This is a genomic window from Bradyrhizobium sp. MI1.3, assembly GCF_055811695.1.
Window position 1 is genome coordinate 16,011 of sequence record NZ_JBVVPQ010000022.1, and the last position, 18,522, is coordinate 34,532.

The 18,522-nt window shown below is 64.1% G+C and carries 14 protein-coding genes; 7 read left to right on the forward strand and 7 right to left on the reverse strand.

All coding sequences use genetic code 11. From position 1 onward, the window contains the following. Positions 1 to 76: 76 nt before the first annotated feature. The 7 genes from AC0L3A_RS17865 (at position 77) to cnbZ (ending at position 10,261) form a co-directional block, all read left to right on the forward strand. Positions 77 to 778, forward strand: coding sequence for a TetR/AcrR family transcriptional regulator (locus tag AC0L3A_RS17865; protein ID WP_007593882.1), 702 nt, complete (start codon positions 77 to 79; stop codon positions 776 to 778). 1 nt (position 779) lies between these two features. Then, on the forward strand, positions 780 to 1,973 hold the full coding sequence (locus AC0L3A_RS17870; protein WP_007593881.1) for an efflux RND transporter periplasmic adaptor subunit: 1,194 nt from the start codon (positions 780 to 782) through the stop codon (positions 1,971 to 1,973). A gap of 76 nt (positions 1,974 to 2,049) precedes the next feature. Further along, positions 2,050 to 5,145, forward strand: coding sequence for a MexW/MexI family multidrug efflux RND transporter permease subunit (locus tag AC0L3A_RS17875; protein ID WP_007593878.1), 3,096 nt, complete (start codon positions 2,050 to 2,052; stop codon positions 5,143 to 5,145). A gap of 129 nt (positions 5,146 to 5,274) precedes the next feature. Continuing rightward, on the forward strand, positions 5,275 to 7,872 hold the full coding sequence (locus AC0L3A_RS17880; protein WP_007593877.1) for an ATP-binding protein: 2,598 nt from the start codon (positions 5,275 to 5,277) through the stop codon (positions 7,870 to 7,872). Then, positions 7,869 to 8,258, forward strand: a complete 390-nt coding sequence (locus AC0L3A_RS17885; RefSeq protein ID WP_007593876.1) for a response regulator — start codon at positions 7,869 to 7,871, stop codon at positions 8,256 to 8,258. The genes AC0L3A_RS17880 and AC0L3A_RS17885 overlap by 4 nt, the downstream gene beginning before the upstream one ends. Next, complete coding sequence (locus AC0L3A_RS17890; protein WP_007593875.1) at positions 8,255 to 9,505, forward strand: adenylate/guanylate cyclase domain-containing protein; 1,251 nt, start codon at positions 8,255 to 8,257, stop codon at positions 9,503 to 9,505. Before AC0L3A_RS17885 ends, AC0L3A_RS17890 begins: the two co-directional genes overlap by 4 nt. 9 nt (positions 9,506 to 9,514) lie before the next feature. Further along, positions 9,515 to 10,261, forward strand: a complete 747-nt coding sequence (gene cnbZ, locus AC0L3A_RS17895; RefSeq protein ID WP_007593874.1) for a 2-amino-5-chloromuconate deaminase CnbZ — start codon at positions 9,515 to 9,517, stop codon at positions 10,259 to 10,261. 221 nt (positions 10,262 to 10,482) lie between these two features. On the opposite strand, the gene AC0L3A_RS17900 is transcribed toward cnbZ, so the two are convergent. Genes AC0L3A_RS17900 through AC0L3A_RS17930 form a run of 7 tightly spaced genes read right to left on the reverse strand, consistent with a single transcriptional unit; the run spans position 10,483 to position 18,506 of the window. Continuing rightward, on the reverse strand, positions 10,483 to 11,373 hold the full coding sequence (locus tag AC0L3A_RS17900; RefSeq protein ID WP_007593864.1) for an ABC transporter permease: 891 nt from the start codon (positions 11,371 to 11,373) through the stop codon (positions 10,483 to 10,485). A gap of 4 nt (positions 11,374 to 11,377) precedes the next feature. Further along, positions 11,378 to 12,319, reverse strand: coding sequence for an ABC transporter permease (locus tag AC0L3A_RS17905; RefSeq protein WP_007593862.1), 942 nt, complete (start codon positions 12,317 to 12,319; stop codon positions 11,378 to 11,380). Positions 12,320 to 12,350: 31 nt separating this feature from the next. Next, on the reverse strand, positions 12,351 to 13,874 hold the full coding sequence (locus AC0L3A_RS17910) for an ABC transporter substrate-binding protein (RefSeq protein ID WP_007593861.1): 1,524 nt from the start codon (positions 13,872 to 13,874) through the stop codon (positions 12,351 to 12,353). Positions 13,875 to 13,897: 23 nt separating this feature from the next. Further along, positions 13,898 to 14,998: an ABC transporter ATP-binding protein gene (locus tag AC0L3A_RS17915; RefSeq protein ID WP_007593860.1), complete on the reverse strand. Its 1,101-nt coding sequence runs from the start codon at positions 14,996 to 14,998 to the stop codon at positions 13,898 to 13,900. Continuing rightward, the gene (locus tag AC0L3A_RS17920) at positions 14,998 to 15,987 is read right to left on the reverse strand and encodes an ABC transporter ATP-binding protein (protein ID WP_007593859.1); all 990 of its coding nucleotides are present in this window, start codon (positions 15,985 to 15,987) and stop codon (positions 14,998 to 15,000) included. Before AC0L3A_RS17920 ends, AC0L3A_RS17915 begins: the two co-directional genes overlap by 1 nt. Further along, complete coding sequence (locus tag AC0L3A_RS17925; RefSeq protein ID WP_007593858.1) at positions 15,984 to 16,694, reverse strand: DUF1028 domain-containing protein; 711 nt, start codon at positions 16,692 to 16,694, stop codon at positions 15,984 to 15,986. The genes AC0L3A_RS17920 and AC0L3A_RS17925 overlap by 4 nt, the downstream gene beginning before the upstream one ends. A gap of 9 nt (positions 16,695 to 16,703) precedes the next feature. Further along, a complete protein-coding gene (locus AC0L3A_RS17930) occupies positions 16,704 to 18,506 on the reverse strand; it encodes a gamma-glutamyltransferase family protein (protein ID WP_007593857.1) in 1,803 nt (600 codons plus the stop codon). Positions 18,507 to 18,522 lie beyond the last annotated feature (16 nt).

The following is an 18,522-nucleotide window of genomic DNA, read 5'->3' on the forward strand; positions in this document are numbered from 1 at the left end:
CTGGAATTACAACGCACTCAGGTTGCGATGCAGCATAGTGCTTGACTTTTGCGTGGGTGAGTGCTTACTCACTAGCATGAGCTCATTGCGTATGACGAGCGACCTGAGGCGTCAATTGATCCTCGGCGCCGCAAAGCGTTGCTTTGCCCGACACGGCTATACCGGCACCACGACCAAGAGCGTGGCGGCCGCCGCTGCCATTTCCGAGGCGCTGCTGTTCAAGCATTTCCCGTCCAAGGCCGCGCTTTACGCCGAAATCCTCAGCGACGAATGCGAGGCGGACCCGGCGCTCATGGAGCTGCTCGAACGTGAGCCGTCGACGGCCACGTTGGTCGAAGTGATCCGCGGCATGGTCGGGCATTTCATGCACATCGCCGATGGGCCCGACCAGGAAGAGGCCCAGCGCCTGCGATTGATGGCCACGAGTCATTTGGATGATGGCGAATTCGCTCGTTTGCTATATGCCAAGATCGAGACGCTGATCGGGGCGGCCTTCGTCGCCTCGCTCAAGCGTGCGGTTGCCGCGAGGGACGCGCGGCCATACAACGGCGAACCGCTCAACCTGTTCTGGTTTGCGCATCACACCGTGATGACGGCTGCGCTGACCAGGCTGCCGGCCACGCCGTGTCTCGCTTACGGCAAGGCGAACGACCTCGAGCGGCAGCTGTGTGAGTTTCTCCTGAGGGGTATCGGACTTAACGACGCCGCAATTGTTTCGCATTTGGGCCGCGATCAGGCCGGTTGTGTGGGCAAGACGGCGATTGCAGAGAGTGCATGACATGAACATCGTCACCGAACACAAGATTTCGGGCGAACCGATCGACAACAAGGCTCCCAAGCGTCCGGTCCGGCCGGTGCTCTGGTTCATCATCGTCGGCGCGCTTCTGGCGGTGCTCGTCGGTGGCCTCGTCTGGTTCAATTATTTCCGCGGCCAGATGATCAAGCAGTTCTTCGCCAACAACAAGCCGCCGCCGGTCGCGGTCAGCGCCGCCGAGGCGAAGTCCGAGGTGGTGCCGAACCTGCTGACCGCGGTCGGTGGGTTGTCCGCCGTGCACCAGGTCGACGTCAGCGCCGACGTCAACGGCCGCGTCACCGAGATCAAGTTCGAGCCAGGCACGCATGTCGAGGCCGGCACGCCGCTGGTGCAGATGTTCGACGCGCCGGAGCAGGGCGACCTCGCCAACTACAAGGCGCAGTCCACCGTCGCGCAGCTGTCGCTCGACCGCGCCAAGCAACTGGCGTCGCGCCAGTTCGGCCCGCAGGCAACCGTCGACACCGCGCAGGCCGCGTACGATCAGGCGCTGGCGGGTATTGCCAAGACCGAAGCGTTGATCTCGCAGAAGCTGGTCCGCGCGCCGTTCGCCGGCGATCTCGGCGTTCGCAAGGTCGAGGTCGGCCAGTATCTGACCGCCGGCACGGCCATCGTTTCGCTGACGGATCTGTCGGAGCTGTGGGCCAACTTCACGGTGACGGAAAAGGACTCGGGCAATCTCAAGGTCGGTCAGCCGGTTCGGCTGAAGGTCGACGCCTATCCGGGCCGCACCTTCGACGCCAAGATCACGACGATCGAACCGCAGATATCGAGTGACACCCGCAACATCCGCGTGCAGGCGACCATCTCCAATCCGGAGAAGATCCTGAAGCCCGGCATGTTCGTGACCACCACCGTGGTGCTGCCGGACAAGCCGGCCGTGGTCACCGTGCCGGAGACGGCGGTCGACTACACGCTGTACGGTGACTCGGTGTTCGTGATCACCGAGAAGAAGGAAGCCGACGGCAAGACCAGCCTGAGCGCGGTGCGCACTTTCGTGCAGACCGGCAGCCGGGTCGAAGGCCGCGTCGAAATCGTCAAGGGCGTGAAGCCGGGCGACAAGGTCGTCGCCGTCGGCCAACTCAAGCTGCAATCGGGCGCGGCGGTGTCGATTTCGACCGACCCGGCTCCGCAGATCCCGGCGCAGCCACCGCGCTACTGACATCGTACACGTTGCAGCATGATCCGGCACGGCCGGGTCATGCGTTTTGCAAGTCAAAGAAATCGAGATCGCCGCGATGCGCTTTACTGATATTTTCATCAAACGCCCGGTCCTGTCGGTCGTCGTCAGCCTGCTGATCCTGCTGATCGGTTTGCGCGCGGCGACGACGCTGCCGATCCGGCAATATCCGAAGCTGTCGAACACGGTCATCAACATCACGACCGTCTATCCGGGCGCGTCCGCGGACCTGATCCAGGGCTTCATCACCACGCCGATCGAGCAGGCGGTCGCTTCCGCCGAAGGTGTCGACTACATCACCTCGTCCTCGGTGCTCGGCACCTCGACGATCCAAGTCTACATCAAGCTGAACTTCGATCCGAACCAGGCGCTGACCGAGGTTCTGGCCAAGACGAACTCGGTCAAATATTTGATCCCGAAGGAATCCAACGACCCGATCGTCACCAAGACCACGGGCCAGACCACGGCCGTGATGTATCTCGGGTTCTCCTCCGAAGAGCTGTCGGGCTCGGCGATCTCGGACTATCTGACGCGCGTTGTGCAACCGGTGCTGTCGACCGTCGATGGCGTGGCCTCCGCCGACATTCTCGGCGGCCAGACCTTTGCGATGCGGCTGTGGCTTGATCCCCTGAAGATGGCGGGCCGCAACGTGTCGCCCGCAGATGTCGCGACCGCGATCACCGCCAACAACTTCCAGTCAGCGGCGGGGCAAACCAAGGGCTATCTCATCGTCTCGAACGTATCGACGAATACGGGCCTGACCGACGTCAACCAGTTCAAGAAGATGATCGTCAAGGCCAAGGACGGCGGCTTCGTGCGGATGGAGGACATCGCCACCGTCGAACTTGCGGCCCAGAGCACGGACGCGAGCGTCGCCTTCAACGGCGAGCACGCCATCTTCATCGGTGTGCAGGCAACGCCGCAGGGCAACCCGTTGACGCTGGTCAAAGGCGTGCGGGCGCTGTTCCCCGAGCTGGAGCGCAATCTGCCGCCCTCGATGAAGATGAAGGTCGCCTACGATTCGACCAAGTTCATCCAATCCTCGATTGACGAGGTCGAGAAGACGCTGGGTGAAGCCGTGATCATCGTGATCGTGGTGATCTTCCTGTTCCTGGCGTCGTTCCGTTCGGTGATCATTCCAGTCGTCACCATCCCGCTGTCGATGATCGGCGTCTGCACGCTGATGCTGGCGCTGGGCTTCAGCTTCAACCTGTTGACCCTGCTTGCGATGGTGCTCGCGATCGGACTCGTGGTCGACGACGCCATCGTCGTGGTCGAAAACATCCATCGCCATCTGGAGGAAGGGAAAACGCCAGTCCAGGCATCGCTGGAAGGCGCGCGCGAAATCGTGGGTCCCGTCGTCTCGATGACCATCACGCTCGCCGCCGTGTACGCGCCGATCGGTTTCCTCGGCGGCCTGACCGGCTCGCTATTCCGCGAATTCGCCTTCACGCTTGCGGGCTCGGTGATCGTATCCGGCGTGATCGCGCTGACGCTGTCGCCGATGATGTGCTCGGTGCTGCTGAAGAACACCGAAGAGGGTCGCTTCGCCAAGGCGGTCAACAAGGTGTTTGGCGCGCTGACGCGGTGGTATGGGCGCAGGCTCGACCGCTCGCTCGACTACAAGGCCATCACCGGCCTGTTTGCGGTGACCATCCTCGGGCTCGTCGGCTTCCTCTACATGCACACGTCGAAGGAGCTGGCGCCCGAAGAAGACCAGGGCATCGTGTTCGCGGTGACCAAGGCGCCGAAATACGCCAACATCGACTACGTCGACTTTTACGGCGAGAAGCTCGACAAGGAATTCCAGAAATTCCCCGAGACCGATCTGCGCTTCGTGCTGAACGGCATCAACGGCCCGCAGGGCGGTATCGCCGGCATGCTGCTGAAGCCGTGGGAGGACCGCAAGCGTTCGTCGATCCAGCTGAAGTCGCTGGTGCAGGCCGAGCTTTCCAAGATTGAGGGCGTGCAGGCGTTCGCGTTCAACCTGCCGCCGCTGCCGGGCGGCCCCGGCGGCCTGCCGGTGCAGATGGTGATCAACTCCACCGCCAGCTTCCAGACTGTCTACGAACAGATGGAGAAGCTGAAGGCTGCCGCCCGCAAGAGCGGAATGTTCATCGTTTCCGACAGCGATCTTGCCTACAACCAGCCGAACGTGAAGGTGACGATCAACCGCACCAAGGCGCAGGATCTCGGCGTCAACATGCAGAACCTCGGCAGCACGCTCGCCGTGCTGCTCGGCGGCAACTACATCAATCGCTTCAACCTCGAGGGCCGTTCCTATCAAGTCATCCCGCAGGTGCCGCGCGGTCAGCGGCTCTCGCCGGAATCGCTCGCCGGCTACTACGTGACGACCAACACCGGCCAGCAGCTTCCGCTGTCGACGGTGGTGTCGATCGAGACCAAGACCGAGCCGAATTCGCTGACACATTACAATCAGCTCAATTCGGCGACCTTCTCAGCGGTACCGATGCCCGGCGTGACCGTCGGTGCGGCGGTGGACTTCCTCGAGAGCGAGGCCAAAAACCTGCCGCAAGGTTTCAGCCATGATTATCTCGCGGACAGCAGGCAATATGTGCAGGAAGGCAACCAGCTCGCGATCACCTTCGGCTTCGCGCTGATCATCATCTTCCTGGTGCTGGCGGCGCAGTTCGAGAGCTTGCGCGATCCGCTGGTCATCATGATTTCGGTGCCAATGGCGATCGTTGGCGCGCTGATCCCGCTGTTCTTCGGCGTGGCGACCATGAACATCTACACCCAAGTCGGCCTTCTGACCTTGGTGGGCCTGATCACCAAGCACGGCATCCTGATGGTGGAGTTCGCCAACGAGCTCCAGATCAACGAACGGCTCGATCGCCGCTCCGCCATCGAAATGTCGGCCCGCATTCGTCTGAGGCCGATCCTGATGACCACGGCCGCGATGGTGACGGGCCTTATCCCGCTCCTGACCGCGACCGGCGCAGGCGCGGCGAGCCGCTTCTCGATCGGTCTGGTGGTCGTCGCCGGAATGTCGATCGGCACGCTGTTCACGCTGTTCGTGCTGCCGGCGGTCTACGTGGTGCTGGCGACCGACCATCGCGCGGCGGCCGATTCCGAGCGGAACAAACAAGTCAACGATCTCGACCTTGGCTCCAAGGCGCTACGGCCGACCTGAGGCCGCAGGTAAGCCAACCCGAGGGCGGCAGCGGCTAATCCGTTGCCGCCCTTTTTCTATTGCCCCGGTCGGCTAGCTTTTCCCCGCTCGCGAGAGACAAGGTCCCGTCTTCTTGCTAGGTTCGGCGGGATGAGCCTTTCCCTCCACCCTGACACCCCGCAAGCCAGGACGCTGCCAAGCGCGGCGCCGGTTGCCGTCGCGTCGGGCACGACGCCAGGGCAGGGGATCAGGAGCCGGCTCTTCACGAAATATGTGGCGCTGTTCGTGGCTGTCGTCGCGATCGCGCTGCTGGCCAACGGACTGTTCGAGGTCCTCTTCTATTATCGCGAGCACAAGGCCGCGCTGATCCGGGTCCAGCATGAACAGGCCGAGGCAGCCGCGGCCAAGATTGGTCAGTTCGTCAAGGAGATCGAGAGCCAGCTCGGCTGGACCACGCAGCTGCCCTGGTCGGCGGGTTCGATCGAGCAGCGCCGCTTCGATGCGCTGCGGCTGCTGCGCCAGGTCCCCGCGGTTACCGAGCTCGCCCAGGTCGATGCGACCGGCAGGGAGCGGCTGCGGGTCTCGCGGCTCGCCATGGACGCGATCGACAGCGGCATCGACCTGTCGGACGATCCGAAGTTTACCGAGGCGGTCGCGCACAAGGTTTTTTACGGTCCGGTCTATTTCCGCAGGGAATCCGAGCCGTACATGACCCTGGCGCAGGCCGGGTCGCGCAAGGATGCCGGCGTCAGTATCGCGGAGGTCAATCTCAAGCTGATCTGGGACGTGGTATCCCAGATCAAGGTCGGCGAGCACGGACACGCCTACGTGGTCGGTCCGGAGGGACGCCTGATCGCGCACCCCGATATCAGCCTGGTCCTGCGCAACACCGACATGTCAGGTCTCACCCAGGTGCGTGCCGCGCTTCTCGGAGGCAGCGCCGCATTCGACGCGCTTTCCGAAGCGCGCAATCTCCAAGGACAGAAGGTGCTGACCGCGTCGGCGCCGATTGCGCCGCTGCACTGGACCATGTTCGTCGAGCTCCCGGTCGAGGAAGCCTATGCGGCGCTCTATGCCGCGTTGGAACGGCTTGCATTCGTGCTGCTCGCGGCGTCGATCTTCGCGGTGCTTGCCGGGATATTCCTGGCGCGCCGCATGGTCGGGCCGATCCAGGCGCTGCGGCGCGGCGCCGAGCGCATCGGCAGCGGCGATTTCTCCCAGCGCATCTCGATCCGAACCGGAGACGAGCTGGAGGGGCTCGCGGACCAGTTCAACGACATGGGCGAGCGTCTGCAGGAATCCTATGCGGACCTGGAGAAGAAGGTCGAGGTGAGAACGGCCGAGTTGACCGAGTCGCTCGAGCAACAAACGGCTACGTCGGAAGTGTTGCAGGTCATCAGCTCGTCTCCGGGCGAACTCGCGCCGGTGTTCCACAAGATGCTCGAGAATGCCACACGCGTCTGTGGCGCGAGTTTCGGCGTGATGAATTTGTGGGACAGCGAGAGTTTCACGATTGCTGCGGATTACAATGTGCCGCCCGCGTTCGCGGCTTCGCGGAAAGATATGGCAATCCGTCCGCATCCGGAGAGCGCGCTTGCTGAGGTCGTCAGGACACGTCAGGTTGTTCACGTGCACGATGTGCAACAAACTCCGGCGTATCTTGCCGGGGGGCCGACCATTCGTGGAATCTCCGACGTCGCCGGCGCCCGCACGATCGTCATCGTGCCCATGATGAGGGACAGCGAGCTGATCGGAACCGTCGCGGTCTATCGCAAAGAGGTCCGGCCGTTCACCGACAAGCAAATCGCGTTGGTTGAGAACTTCACGAAGCAAGCCGTCATCGCAATCGAGAATACGCGGCTTCTGAACGAGTTGCGCAAGCGTACGACGGAGCTGTCGCAATCCCTCGACGATCTTCGTACCGCGCAGGACCGCCTGATCCAGACCGAGAAGCTCGCGTCCCTCGGCCAGCTCACGGCGGGGATCGCGCACGAGATCAAGAATCCGCTCAATTTCGTCAACAATTTCTCGGCGGTGTCGACCGAGCTGATCGACGAGCTCAACGAGGCCTTGCAAGCGGCCTCGCTCGACGGCAAGACGAAGGAGGAGGTCGAGGAGCTGACCGGCATGCTCAAGAGCAACCTCGAAAAAGTGGTGCAGCATGGCAAGCGCGCCGATTCCATCGTCAGGAACATGCTGCTGCATTCGCGCGAGGGCTCCGGCGAGCATCGCCCCAGCGATATCAATGCGATCCTGGAGGAGAGCCTTAATCTCGCCTATCACGGCGCACGTGCCGAACGGCCCGGCTTCAATGTCACGATCGAGCGCGGCTTCGACCCCGCCGCAGGCATGGTCGATATCTATCCGCAGGAAATCACGCGCGTCTTCCTCAATCTGATCTCGAACGGCTTCTACGCCACCGCCAAGCGCAAGGAGAGCGACGCAGGCGCCTTCGAGCCCACGCTACGCGCGGCTACCAAAACTCTCGGCGAGAGGGTCGAGATCCGCATTCGCGACAACGGCACCGGGATCCCTTCCGATGTGAAGGAGAAGATGTTCAATCCCTTCTTCACCACCAAGCCGGCCGGCGAGGGCACCGGCCTTGGCCTTTCCATGAGCCATGACATCGTCGTGAATCAGCACGGCGGCACGATCGACGTGAACACCGAGCCCGGCGTATTCACCGAGTTCATCATCACCCTGCCGCGCATGATGGCGGCGGGCGACACTTCCGGAGGCAAGACTTGAACGTTTACATCCTGGTCGTCGATGACGAGCCCGACGTCGAGGCGCTGTTCCGGCAGCAGTTCCGGCGCGATTTGCGCGCCGGCCGCTTCCAGATGGAATTCGCGCCGTCCGCGCCCGATGCGCTGAAGCTCGCTGCCGAGGTTCGCGATCCGTCGTTGATCCTGATCCTGTCCGACATCAACATGCCCGGCATGAGCGGACTCGACATGCTGCCGAAGGTGCGTCTTGCGCATCCGGACGTTCCCGTCATCATGATCACCGCCTATGGCGACGCCGAGACGCGCCGGAAGGCTATCGAGCGCGGCGCAGTCGGACTTCTCACCAAGCCGATCGATTTCGCGCTGCTGCGGCAGGAAATCGACACGAGGCTCGGGCAAGCCGCATGACCGCGACCATCCTCTTCGTCGACGACGAGCCGGATCTCGAGGCGTTGGTCCTGCAAAAATTCCGCAGGCAGATTCGCGATGGGTCGGTGACCATCATGTTCGCGCGCGACGGCCTCGAAGCGCTGCAGTCGCTCGAGCAGAACCCCCATGTCGACATGGTGGTCTCCGACATCAACATGCCCAGGATGGACGGGCTGTCGCTGCTGGCGAAACTCCAGGAAGCCGAAGACAAGAAGTCCACCATCATCGTGTCGGCCTATGGCGACATGAGCAATATCCGCACTGCGATGAACCGCGGTGCGTTCGACTTCCTGACCAAACCGATCGACTTCGCCGACCTCGAGATGACGATCCAGAAGACCATCCGCCACATCGAAATGCTGCGTGAGGTGCGAGGCCGCCAGGCGGAGGCGGAGCGCGCCCATGCCGCGCTCTCGCGTCATTTCTCGCCCGAGCTCGCCAAGCGTCTGGCGGCCAGCGGTGAGAGCGAGGGAATCGAAGTGCAGTGGCGCGATGTCGCGACCATCTTCACGGACATTACCGGCTTCACCTCGCTGGTCGAGAGTGCGCCTCCGGAGACGCTGGGCGCGCTTCTCAACGAGTATGTCGGCGGCATGACCGAGGTCGTCTTCGCGCACGAGGGGACTGTCGCCAAGATCATCGGCGATGCGATCCAGGTGCTCTTCAACGCACCCGGCGATCAGCCCGATTATGCGACCCGCGCGGTCGCCTGCGCACATGATCTCGACGCCTGGGCCGAGGATTTTTCCGCGCGCTGGAAGGTGAGAGGCGTGAATTTCGGCACCACCCGTATCGGCATCCACGCCGGGCCGGCACTGGTCGGAAATTTTGGCGGCAACCGGTTTTTCGACTACACCGCGTATGGAGATTCCATCAACATCGCGGCACGGCTGGAAGCCGCGAACAAGCATCTGGGCACGCGGATTTGCGTCAGTGACGGCATCGCCGAGACGGCTGAGAATTTTCGAGGTCGTCCCGTCGGCGAGCTGATGCTGCGTGGACGCAGCGAACCGTTGCGCGCGTTCGAGCCGCTGGCTCCGGCCCAATTCGCTGCGCCGGAAACGGCGCTGTATTCCAAGGCTTTTGCCAAGATGGAGGCCGGTGATGCCGCCGCCATGCCGGCCTTCGCCGCACTCGTCGGCATGCATGCCGACGATTCCCTGGCCGGCTTTCACCTGAAGCGCCTGCTTAACGGCGACAAGGGCATTCGCATGCAACTGGAATAGTAGTCCGACATGGTTGGTGAATTTAGCGCCGGAAACTACCGTTTCATTCCGTCCGTATTCCAGTACTCGGCCGGTGCGGCCGCTGACGATGGCTATGAGATCGAGCGCGTCCGCTTCGACCGGCTGGTGCCGCTCGCGGAAGGGTTTGCGCTTGCCGCGAAGTATATTCAGGCGGCGGGGCGGCCGCTGACGGCGTTCTGCGCCTGCGAACTGCGCTCGCCCGCGGCCTTCAGCGAGGAAGGCTTTCGCGCGTTCAACCTGCACTATGTGAAGACGCTGTCCGAATGGGGCATCTTCGACGGCACCACCAATCCGGTCGCGCGCAGCAATGTCTGTCCCGAGATCGATCCACCGGCCAAGCCGTCGTTCTATGCGTTCTCCTTCACGCGGCCGACAGGCTCGAAGACGCCGAGCTTCGTGATTTCCGGCGGCGCCGAGGCGCGCGAGGGCAGTGGGACCTATGTCGAGCGCACCGTGCGCTACCGCGACCTCAGCTTGGAAGGCCTTCGCGAGAAGGTGCGCTTCACGACGACGTCCCAGATGGAGAACAGGATGACGGCCTTCGGCTTCGGTTGGAAGGACACGACCAGCGTGCAGGCCTATTCCGTGCACGACTTCCACCACACGCTGGTCGACGAGCTCGTCCGCCGCGGGGCGTTGCGGTCCGGCCTGACCTGGCACTATGCCCGGCCGCCGGTGGTCGATCTCGAATACGAGATGGATTGCCGCCGTGTGATGCGCGAGGTCGTGATCTAGCTAGACTAAGGACCGGTGAGATCAGGCTCGTTTGCTGCAACGGGGGAGGTGTGCTCCCTCCCCGCTTGCGGGGGAGGGTTGGGGAGAGGGTATTTCCGCAATCGAGAACCCCCAAGAGGAGAGAGCCCTCACCCGGCGCATTGCGCCGGCCTCTCCCGCTTGCAAGCGGGAGAGGTGCACCAAGCCCGGGGCCGCTTAATTCAACCTATTCTCATTCCGCTCTAACGCTGCCTTGGATCGAGCGCGTCACGTAGGCCGTCGCCGAGCAGGTTCAGCGACAGCACCACGAGGAAGATCGCAAGCCCCGGCCAGATCGCCATCCAGGGCGCCTGGGTCAGGAAACGCTGCGCTGCGTTGAGCATGCTGCCCCAGGACGGCGCCGGCGGCTGCTGGCCGAGGCCAAGGAAGGACAGCGCGGCTTCGGCGATGATGGCGGCGGCAATCGATAGCGTCGCCTGCACCAGCAGCGCCGGCAGGATGTTCGGCAGGATGTGCGAAAACGCGATCCGCCACGGCGGGTTGCCGAGCGCGCGCGCCGCCTCGACATAGTCCTCGGCCTTGACGTTCAACACCTGGCCGCGGGTCAGGCGGATGAAGATCGGGGTTGCCGAGATGCCGATCGCGATCATGGCATTGCCGAGGCTCGGACCGAGGAATGCGGCGAGCGCGATCGCCAGGATCAGGAATGGGCAGGCCAGCATCGCGTCGGTCATCCGGCTGATCAGCGCATCGACGAAGCCGCCGCGATAGCCGGCGAGCAGGCCGAGCGGAACGCCGACGCCCAGCGCGATCGCGACCGAGATGAGGCCCGCGAGCAGGGACGCGCGCGCGCCGTAGACGACGCGGCTCAGGATGTCGCGACCGAGCTCGTCGGTGCCGAACCAGTGTGCCGCGGTGGGCGGCTTGCGGACGAGGCCCCAGCTCGTCGCGATCGGATCGTAGGGCACGACGAACGGCGCGAGCAGCGCGAAGCCGACGAACAAGGTGATCATGACAAGTCCGAATACTGCGGCCTTGCGTTTGAACAAGCGCCGCCGGGCGCGACGCGCCGGGCTGTCCAGCTCGTCAGCTTGCGCGATAGGAGCGGCGGCGGGCAGGGCGGCATCGGTCATGAGTCTAGCCCCGCAGCCGCGGATTGACGAGGATGTAGGCGACATCGGCAACGAGATTGAGGGTAATGTAGACCGTCGCCGTCACCAGCACGACGCCCTGTACGACCGCGTAGTCGCGGTTGAATACGGCGTCCACGATCAGTTTGCCGAAGCCGGGAATGGAGAAGATCTGCTCGGTCAGAACCGCCCCCGACAACAGCGTGCCGAGCTCGAGCGCGCCGAGTGTGATGATCGGCGTGAGTGCGTTGCGCATGGCGTGCTTGAGGATGACCGAGCGTTCGGACAATCCCTTGGCGCGCGCGGTGCGGACATAGTCGCTTTCCAGCACCTGCAGCATGGCGCTCCGGGTGTGCCGCATCAGGACCGCGGAAATCGCGTTGCCGAGCACGAAGGCCGGCATGATGGTGGCGGCGAGGCTCGCGCGCCAGTTCTCGGTCAGCGGCACGTAGCCGGACGCCGGCAGCCAGCCGAGCTCGATCGAGAACAGGAAGATCAGCATGATGCCGAGCCAGAAATTCGGCGTCGAGATGCCCCACAGCGCGAACAAATTGGCGCCATAGTCCCAGACGGTGCCCCTTTTCACGGCGGAGACGATGCCGGCGGGAATGCCGATCAGGAGCGCGATCAACATTGCCATCGAGCCGAGCTGGAGCGTCACCGGCAGCTTCTGCGCGATCAGCTCGCGTACCGGCATCTTGTTGCGCAGCGATTCACCGAAATTGCCTGATAGAACGCCCTTAAGCCAATAGACGTACTGTACGGGGATCGGCTGATCGAGCCGGTATTGATGGCGGATCTGTTCGATTGCCGCGGGATCGCGCTCCTCGCCGGCCATCACCAGCGCGGGATCCCCCGGCAGCAATTGCTGGAGCGAGAAGATCAGCAGCGACACGAAGAACAGTGTCGGCACGATCTGCACAATGCGGCGGGCGAGGAAGTTCAGCATGGCGCCGGCCGGTTGTCGGGCGATGCCACGCTCACTTGAACTTCAGCCCGACCACGCGCACCAGCCCGTCGGGCATCTGCCTGTATCCCTGGAGCTTGGTCGTGTGCGCAATCAGAAGCGTGCGGTGGTAGATGTAGATGATCGGCAAATCGTCGAGCAGGATCTTGGTCATCTTCTCGTAGATCGCTTTGCGCTCCGCGACATTGGCGGTCAGCCTTCCTTCTTCCATCAGCTTGTCGGCCTCCGGATTCGAATAGACGCCATCGTTCTGCGGTGCCTTGCTGCGCATGAAGATATAGGAGTTGCCGTCGGGATCGATGCGACCGCTCCAGTTGATCTGGAAGATCTGGAACTCGCCGGCCTGGGCCTGCTTGAAGGTGGTCGCGAATTCGACGACGCGGACCTTGATGTCGAAACCTGCTTCGGCCGCCATGGACTGCACGACCTGAGCGACGGCCTCGTACTCGGTCCCCTTCGGCACCATGTAGTCGACCGTGACGGGCAGGCTGACGCCAGCCTCCTTCAACAGCGCCTTCGCTTTAGCGATGTCGCGACCATGAAGGGGGAATGCCTTCTGGTAATAGGGATGCGTCGGGCTGACCCATTGATTGCCGGGGGTGAACTCGCCGTTGAACACGACCTGGTTGATCGCCTCGCGATCGATCGACAGATCGAGCGCCTGACGGACTTTCGCCGATTGGCTCAGCGGCCCCTTGGCCTTGTCATTGCCAATATTGATGGTCAGGCCGAGATAGCCCAGCTCAGGCGCCGTTGACAGCACGAGCTTGGGGTCGGCGCGGACGTCCTTGATGTCGGTGGCGAGCACGCGCTCGATCAGATCGAGCCCGCCGGACTTCAGGTTGGCAAGGCGCACCGTGGCATCCACGATCGGCAGGAACACCACGCGGTCGATATGGATGTTGTCCTTGTTCCAGTAATCGGCGAATCTCTCGAACACCATGCGGTCCTGCTGCACGCGCTCGACGAATTTGTAGGGACCGGCGCAGACCGGATGCAGGCCGAACTTGTCGCCGGCCTCCTTGGCGGCCTTCGGCGACACCATCATGCCGGAGCGGTCGGTCAGCTGGGCGATCAACGGGGAGTAAGGCGTCTTGAGCACCAGCTTGATGGTCAGGGGATCGACCACCTCGACATGGTCGACGCTGGCGAGCTCGGACTTGCGGAACGAACCCGGCAGCGTCATGTGACGCTCGATCGAGAATTTTGCCGCTTCCGCGTCGAGCGGTTCGCCGTCGTGGAATTTCACGTTCGGCCGGAGCTTGATGGTCATCTCCTTGCCGTCGGCCGAGGTCTCATGGGACAACGCGAGCTGCGGCACGATGTTGAGCTTCTCGTCGATGTCGAACAGCTTGTCGCAGAAGGCGGAGAATACGATGCGCCCGACATAGGTACGGCCGATGCTGGGGTCGAGGATATCAGGGTCTTCGCCGATGCCGATGCGAAGCGTGGTCTGGGCCTGGGCCTGGAGTTGGGCCGCGCCTACGAGCGACGTCAGCAATGCCGACGCCAGGAGTGCCAAACGCATAGGACTCATCGCTCTCAACCTCTGTTTTACGGCTATGCCGGGTTCGTCCCCAATGAACTAACCCCGCTGCCGCGGACTGCTTCCGGGCCGCCGCTGAAAGCGGCGACCAATTTTTCGAGAACCGGGGAGAAGCCGCCGTCCGTTGGGACGATTGCCTCGGACGACGGCAGTTCCGACGTTCGGTGGCATGCCGTTGCATGTCCGATGCCATCCGGCACGAGCTGAGGCATTTCGCTGCGGCAACGGTCGACCACGTAGGGGCAGCGGGTGTGGAAGCGGCATCCCGGCGGCGGATTGAGCGCGCTGGGGATCTCTCCCTGCAGCACAATCCGGCTGCGCTTTGCCCGCGGTTTAGGCACGGGAATCGCGGACATTAGGGCCCGGCTATAGGGATGACGCGGTGCGGCGAACAGCGCGTCCGCTGCCGCCGTCTCGACGATCTGGCCGAGATTCATCACCGCCACGTGGTCGGCGATGTGCTTGACCACGGCGAGGTCGTGCGAGACGAAAATGTAGGCCAGCCCAAGCCGATCCTGGAGTTCGCGCAGCAGATTGAGGATCTGCGAGCGGATCGAGACGTCGAGCGCCGAAACCGGCTCATCGCAGATGATCAGTTTCGGCTCGACCGCGAGCGCGCGGGCGATGGCGATGCGCTGGCGCTGGCCGCCGGAGAATTCGTGCGGGTAACGCCGCGCCAGCCGCGGCTCCAGCCCGACCAGCCGCAGGATCTCCTCGACGCGTTCGCGGCGCCGGGCGGGCGGCACCAGGTTGTGCAGCGCCAGCGGCTCGGTCAGGATCTGGCCGACGGTCATGCGCGGATTGAGCGAGGCGTAGGGATCCTGGAAGATGATCTGCGCCTCGCGGCGAAAGGCGCGCAGCGCGCCGGCGTCGAGCGAGAGCAGATCGCGGCCTTCGAAATGGATCGTGCCTGCATCCGGCTCGATCAGCCGCAGCACCAGGCGGCTGACGGTGGATTTGCCGCAGCCGGACTCACCCACCAGCGCCAGCGTCTTGCCGGCATCGAGCGAGAAGGAAACGCCATCAACGGCGTTGACATGCGCCAGCGCCCTTCCAAACAGCGAACGCTCGGCGACGAAATGCTTGACCAGGCCATCGACCTTGAGCAGCGCCATCACGACACCAGACGTTCGAGCGGCGCGCGGATGCAGCGCGAGAGGTGGCCGGGACTGATTTCGACCAGCCGCGGCGGCGCCTTGGTGCAGGCGTCCAGCACGAAGGGGCAGCGCGCGGCGAAACGGCAGCCGGCGGGCGGCTGCGCCATGTTCGGAACCATGCCCTCGATCGTGGCAAGCTGTTCGGCGCGATGATCGAGCCGCGGGATCGAGCCTAGCAGGCCGACGGTGTAGGGATGTTGCGGCGCCGAGAACAGCTCGTCCACCGCCGCGCGCTCGACGATCTCACCGGCATACATTACCGCGACCTCGTCGCAGACTTCGGCGACGACGCCGAGATCGTGGGTGATCAGGATGATGGCGGCGCCGCTCGCCGCCTTCAACTCGCGCATCAGCTCCAGGATCTGCGCCTGCAGGGTGACATCGAGCGCGGTAGTCGGCTCGTCCGCGATCAGCAGCCGCGGGTCGCAGGCCAGCGCCATCGCGATCATGACGCGCTGGCGCATGCCGCCGGAGAGCTTGTGCGGATATTCGTCGATCCGCCGCTCGGGCGAGGGGATGTGGACGCGACGCAACAGATCGATCGCCCGCTCGCGCGCACTCCTGCGCGAGCCGCCGCGGTGGCGCAAAATCGTCTCGACGATCTGGTCGCCAATCGTGAAGCTCGGATTGAGCGAGGTCATCGGCTCCTGAAAGATCATGGCGAGCCGGTTGCCGCGAAGGTCGCGCAGCGTCTGGTCCGACGTCTTAAGCAGGTCGAAACCGTCGAAGCGGATCGCGCCGGAGATTTCTGCGCTCTGCTTCGGCAGCAGGCCCATGATCGCCAGCGACGTCACGCTCTTGCCGCAGCCGGATTCGCCGACGAGGCCGAGTGTCGCGCCATTGGCGACGCTGAGATCGACACTGTCGACCGCATGGGTGACGCGGCCGTCGTCGCCGTGAAAACGAATGCGCAGATCGCTGATCTCGATGAGCGGGCTCGGGTTCATGATCGTTTTGCGCGCGCTGCGGCGATGCTCGCGTCGATGACACTGCGATCGGTGTTGCCGGCTGGGTTTTGCCGCGTCGGCATGGAGGCGCGGAAGTGTACCCAGAGCTCGTGGCTGACCCGTTCGAGCCGCTCGAGCTCACCGAGCGGATCGGGATGATCGTCGGCGCGCAGGTCCAATGCCGGCCATTCCTCCTCGCCGTGGATCAGGAGCGCAGCGGATTGCTTGCCGCGCTTGTCGCCGCCGGCGGCCTCGCCCGCGCGCATCGCGGCGAGCAGGCGGCGCGGGAAGGGCAGGCTGTCATTGGCGATATAGGTTTTTGCGGTCTCGTCGAGCACGTCGGCGCCGGCAAGCATGTTGCCGGCGATGGAGAAGCCGCTGCCGGCTATGTGGCCGCACCAGTCGACGCAATCGCGCCCGGTATGCGCGGCGATCGCGCCGCTGGCGTCCATGATGTGGATCTGGCGGCTCTCGCGGCCGTCATCGGTTGCGAGCAGGCTGGCGAGAACATCATGTGCGTTGAGGCCTTCGCGCAAAAGCTTGACGCCGTCGATGCCGTAATAGGGATTGACGAAGGCCTGCGTCGCGATGGCGCCGAGGCCGGCGGCGATATAAGGCACGCGCGCGCCGACGGCGAAGAAGCGCGTGGCAACGGCGATGCCGAACTGGCCGGTAGCAGAATCGCGCGCGATGATCGACCAGGTCATGTGCTGCCTCTAGCGCCCTGCGGCGTAGCCCTGCATGCCGCGCGGATTGGCGGCAGCCCGGCGGCGCGGACCGACGCGCGAAGCCGCGGTGAGGCGGCCTTCCGACCAGTCGGGACCGACCTCGACGATATGTCCGCGTTCGCGAAGATTCTCGATCGTCGCCTTCGGCACGCGGTTCTCGACCACGAGCACGCCGGGGCGCGCGGTGCGGGGCCAGAACGAGATCGGGAAATGTTCGGAATGCCAGGCCGGGGCGTCGATCGCCTCCTGGAGATTGAGGTTGCAATGGACGTGCCGCAGGAAAAACTGCGTGATCCATTGATCCTGCTGGTCGCCGCCCGGCGAGCCCCAGGCGAGATACGGCTCGCCATCGCGCAGCGCCATGCTCGGCGACAGCGTGGTGCGCGGCCGCTTGCCCGGCGCGAGCGAGCTCGGTTGGTTCTCCTCCAAATCGAACATTTGTGCGCGGCTGCCGAGACAGAAACCCAGCTCGGGAATGACAGGTGAGGATTGCAGCCAGCCTCCCGACGGCGTCGACGACACCATGTTGCCGGCCTTGTCGATAATGTCGAAATGCACGGTGTCGCCGCGCACCTCGCCGAAGCGGCCCACCGTCGGTTCACCGGCGCCGAGCGCGCCGACGGCCTCGCGTTGGCCTTCGGCGCGGCGCAGCTTGACCACGCCGCCAAAGCCCTCGATCGCACCGGGCCGGAGATCGAGCGAGGCCTCGTCGGTGACGAGCTTGCGGCGCTCGTTGTTGTAGGCATCCGACAGCAGCGTTCCGATCGGGATCTCGCTGAACTTGGGATCGCCGTAGAATTTTTCGCGGTCGGCGAAGGCGAGCTTGGCGCATTCGATCTGGAGATGGATGAATTCCGGCCCGGTCGGGTCGAGCCCATCGAGCGCAAAGCCCTTCAGCAGCGCGAGCTGCTGCAGCGTCACCGGCCCCTGGCTCCAGACTCCGGCCTTGCAGACGGTGTAGCGGCCATAATCGTAGGTGAGCGGGGCCTCGACCGTCGGCTGCCACCGCGCCATATCATCGGCCGACAGCACACCGCGATGCGGCGAGCCGCTGACGTCCATCACCTCCTGCGTCCGGCAGAATTTGTCGATGGCTTCCGCGACAAAGCCTTGCGACCAGGCCTTGCGTGCACGCTCGATCTCGGCGTCCCGACCGCCGCCGCTTTCGGCTTCGCTCAGGATCCGTGCGTAGGTCGCCGCAAGTGTCTTGTTGGTGAAGAGCGTTCCCGGTGTTGGCACTTCGCCGTTCGGGAGATAGACGGCGGCTGATGTCGGCCAGTGCGTGCGGAATAATTGCTCGACGGTCTGGATCGTGGCGCAGGCGCGCTCAACCAGCGGATAGCCGTCGCGCGCATAGGAGATCGCGGGCTCCAGCACGTCGCGCACGCGCATCGTGCCGTAGTCACGCAGCAGCATCATCCAGGATTCGAAGGTGCCGGGGACGCAGGCCGCGAGCAGGCCGGTGCCGGGCACCATGTCGAGGCCTTCGCTCTTGTAATGCGCGATGGTGGCGCGGGCCGGTGCCGGACCTTGGCCGCAGATCACCTCGGTGCGACCGCGTTTCACGTCGTGCACGATGATCGGAACGTCGCCGCCGGGGCCGTTCAGATGCGGCTCGACCACCTGGAGCGTGAAAGCGGTGGCGACGCCGGCGTCAAAGGCATTGCCGCCCTTTTCCAGGATGGCCATGCCGATAGCGGTCGCGATCCAGTGCGTGGTCGCGACGACCCCGAAGGTGCCTTCGATCTCGGGGCGTGTCGTGAACGGATCGGGATTGACGATGCTGGCCATGGACTACCTCATTTGC

Coding starts and splice junctions, on each gene's coding strand:
- AC0L3A_RS17865 (WP_007593882.1), top strand. CDS start 77: ATGAGCTCATTGCGTATGACGAGCGACCTGAGGCGTCAATTGATCCTC.
- AC0L3A_RS17870 (WP_007593881.1), top strand. CDS start 780: ATGAACATCGTCACCGAACACAAGATTTCGGGCGAACCGATCGACAAC.
- AC0L3A_RS17875 (WP_007593878.1), top strand. CDS start 2,050: ATGCGCTTTACTGATATTTTCATCAAACGCCCGGTCCTGTCGGTCGTC.
- AC0L3A_RS17880 (WP_007593877.1), top strand. CDS start 5,275: ATGAGCCTTTCCCTCCACCCTGACACCCCGCAAGCCAGGACGCTGCCA.
- AC0L3A_RS17890 (WP_007593875.1), top strand. CDS start 8,255: ATGACCGCGACCATCCTCTTCGTCGACGACGAGCCGGATCTCGAGGCG.
- cnbZ (WP_007593874.1), top strand. CDS start 9,515: ATGGTTGGTGAATTTAGCGCCGGAAACTACCGTTTCATTCCGTCCGTA.
- AC0L3A_RS17900 (WP_007593864.1), bottom strand. CDS start 11,373: ATGACCGATGCCGCCCTGCCCGCCGCCGCTCCTATCGCGCAAGCTGAC.
- AC0L3A_RS17905 (WP_007593862.1), bottom strand. CDS start 12,319: ATGCTGAACTTCCTCGCCCGCCGCATTGTGCAGATCGTGCCGACACTG.
- AC0L3A_RS17910 (WP_007593861.1), bottom strand. CDS start 13,874: ATGAGTCCTATGCGTTTGGCACTCCTGGCGTCGGCATTGCTGACGTCG.
- AC0L3A_RS17915 (WP_007593860.1), bottom strand. CDS start 14,998: ATGGCGCTGCTCAAGGTCGATGGCCTGGTCAAGCATTTCGTCGCCGAG.
- AC0L3A_RS17920 (WP_007593859.1), bottom strand. CDS start 15,987: ATGAACCCGAGCCCGCTCATCGAGATCAGCGATCTGCGCATTCGTTTT.
- AC0L3A_RS17925 (WP_007593858.1), bottom strand. CDS start 16,694: ATGACCTGGTCGATCATCGCGCGCGATTCTGCTACCGGCCAGTTCGGC.
- AC0L3A_RS17930 (WP_007593857.1), bottom strand. CDS start 18,506: ATGGCCAGCATCGTCAATCCCGATCCGTTCACGACACGCCCCGAGATC.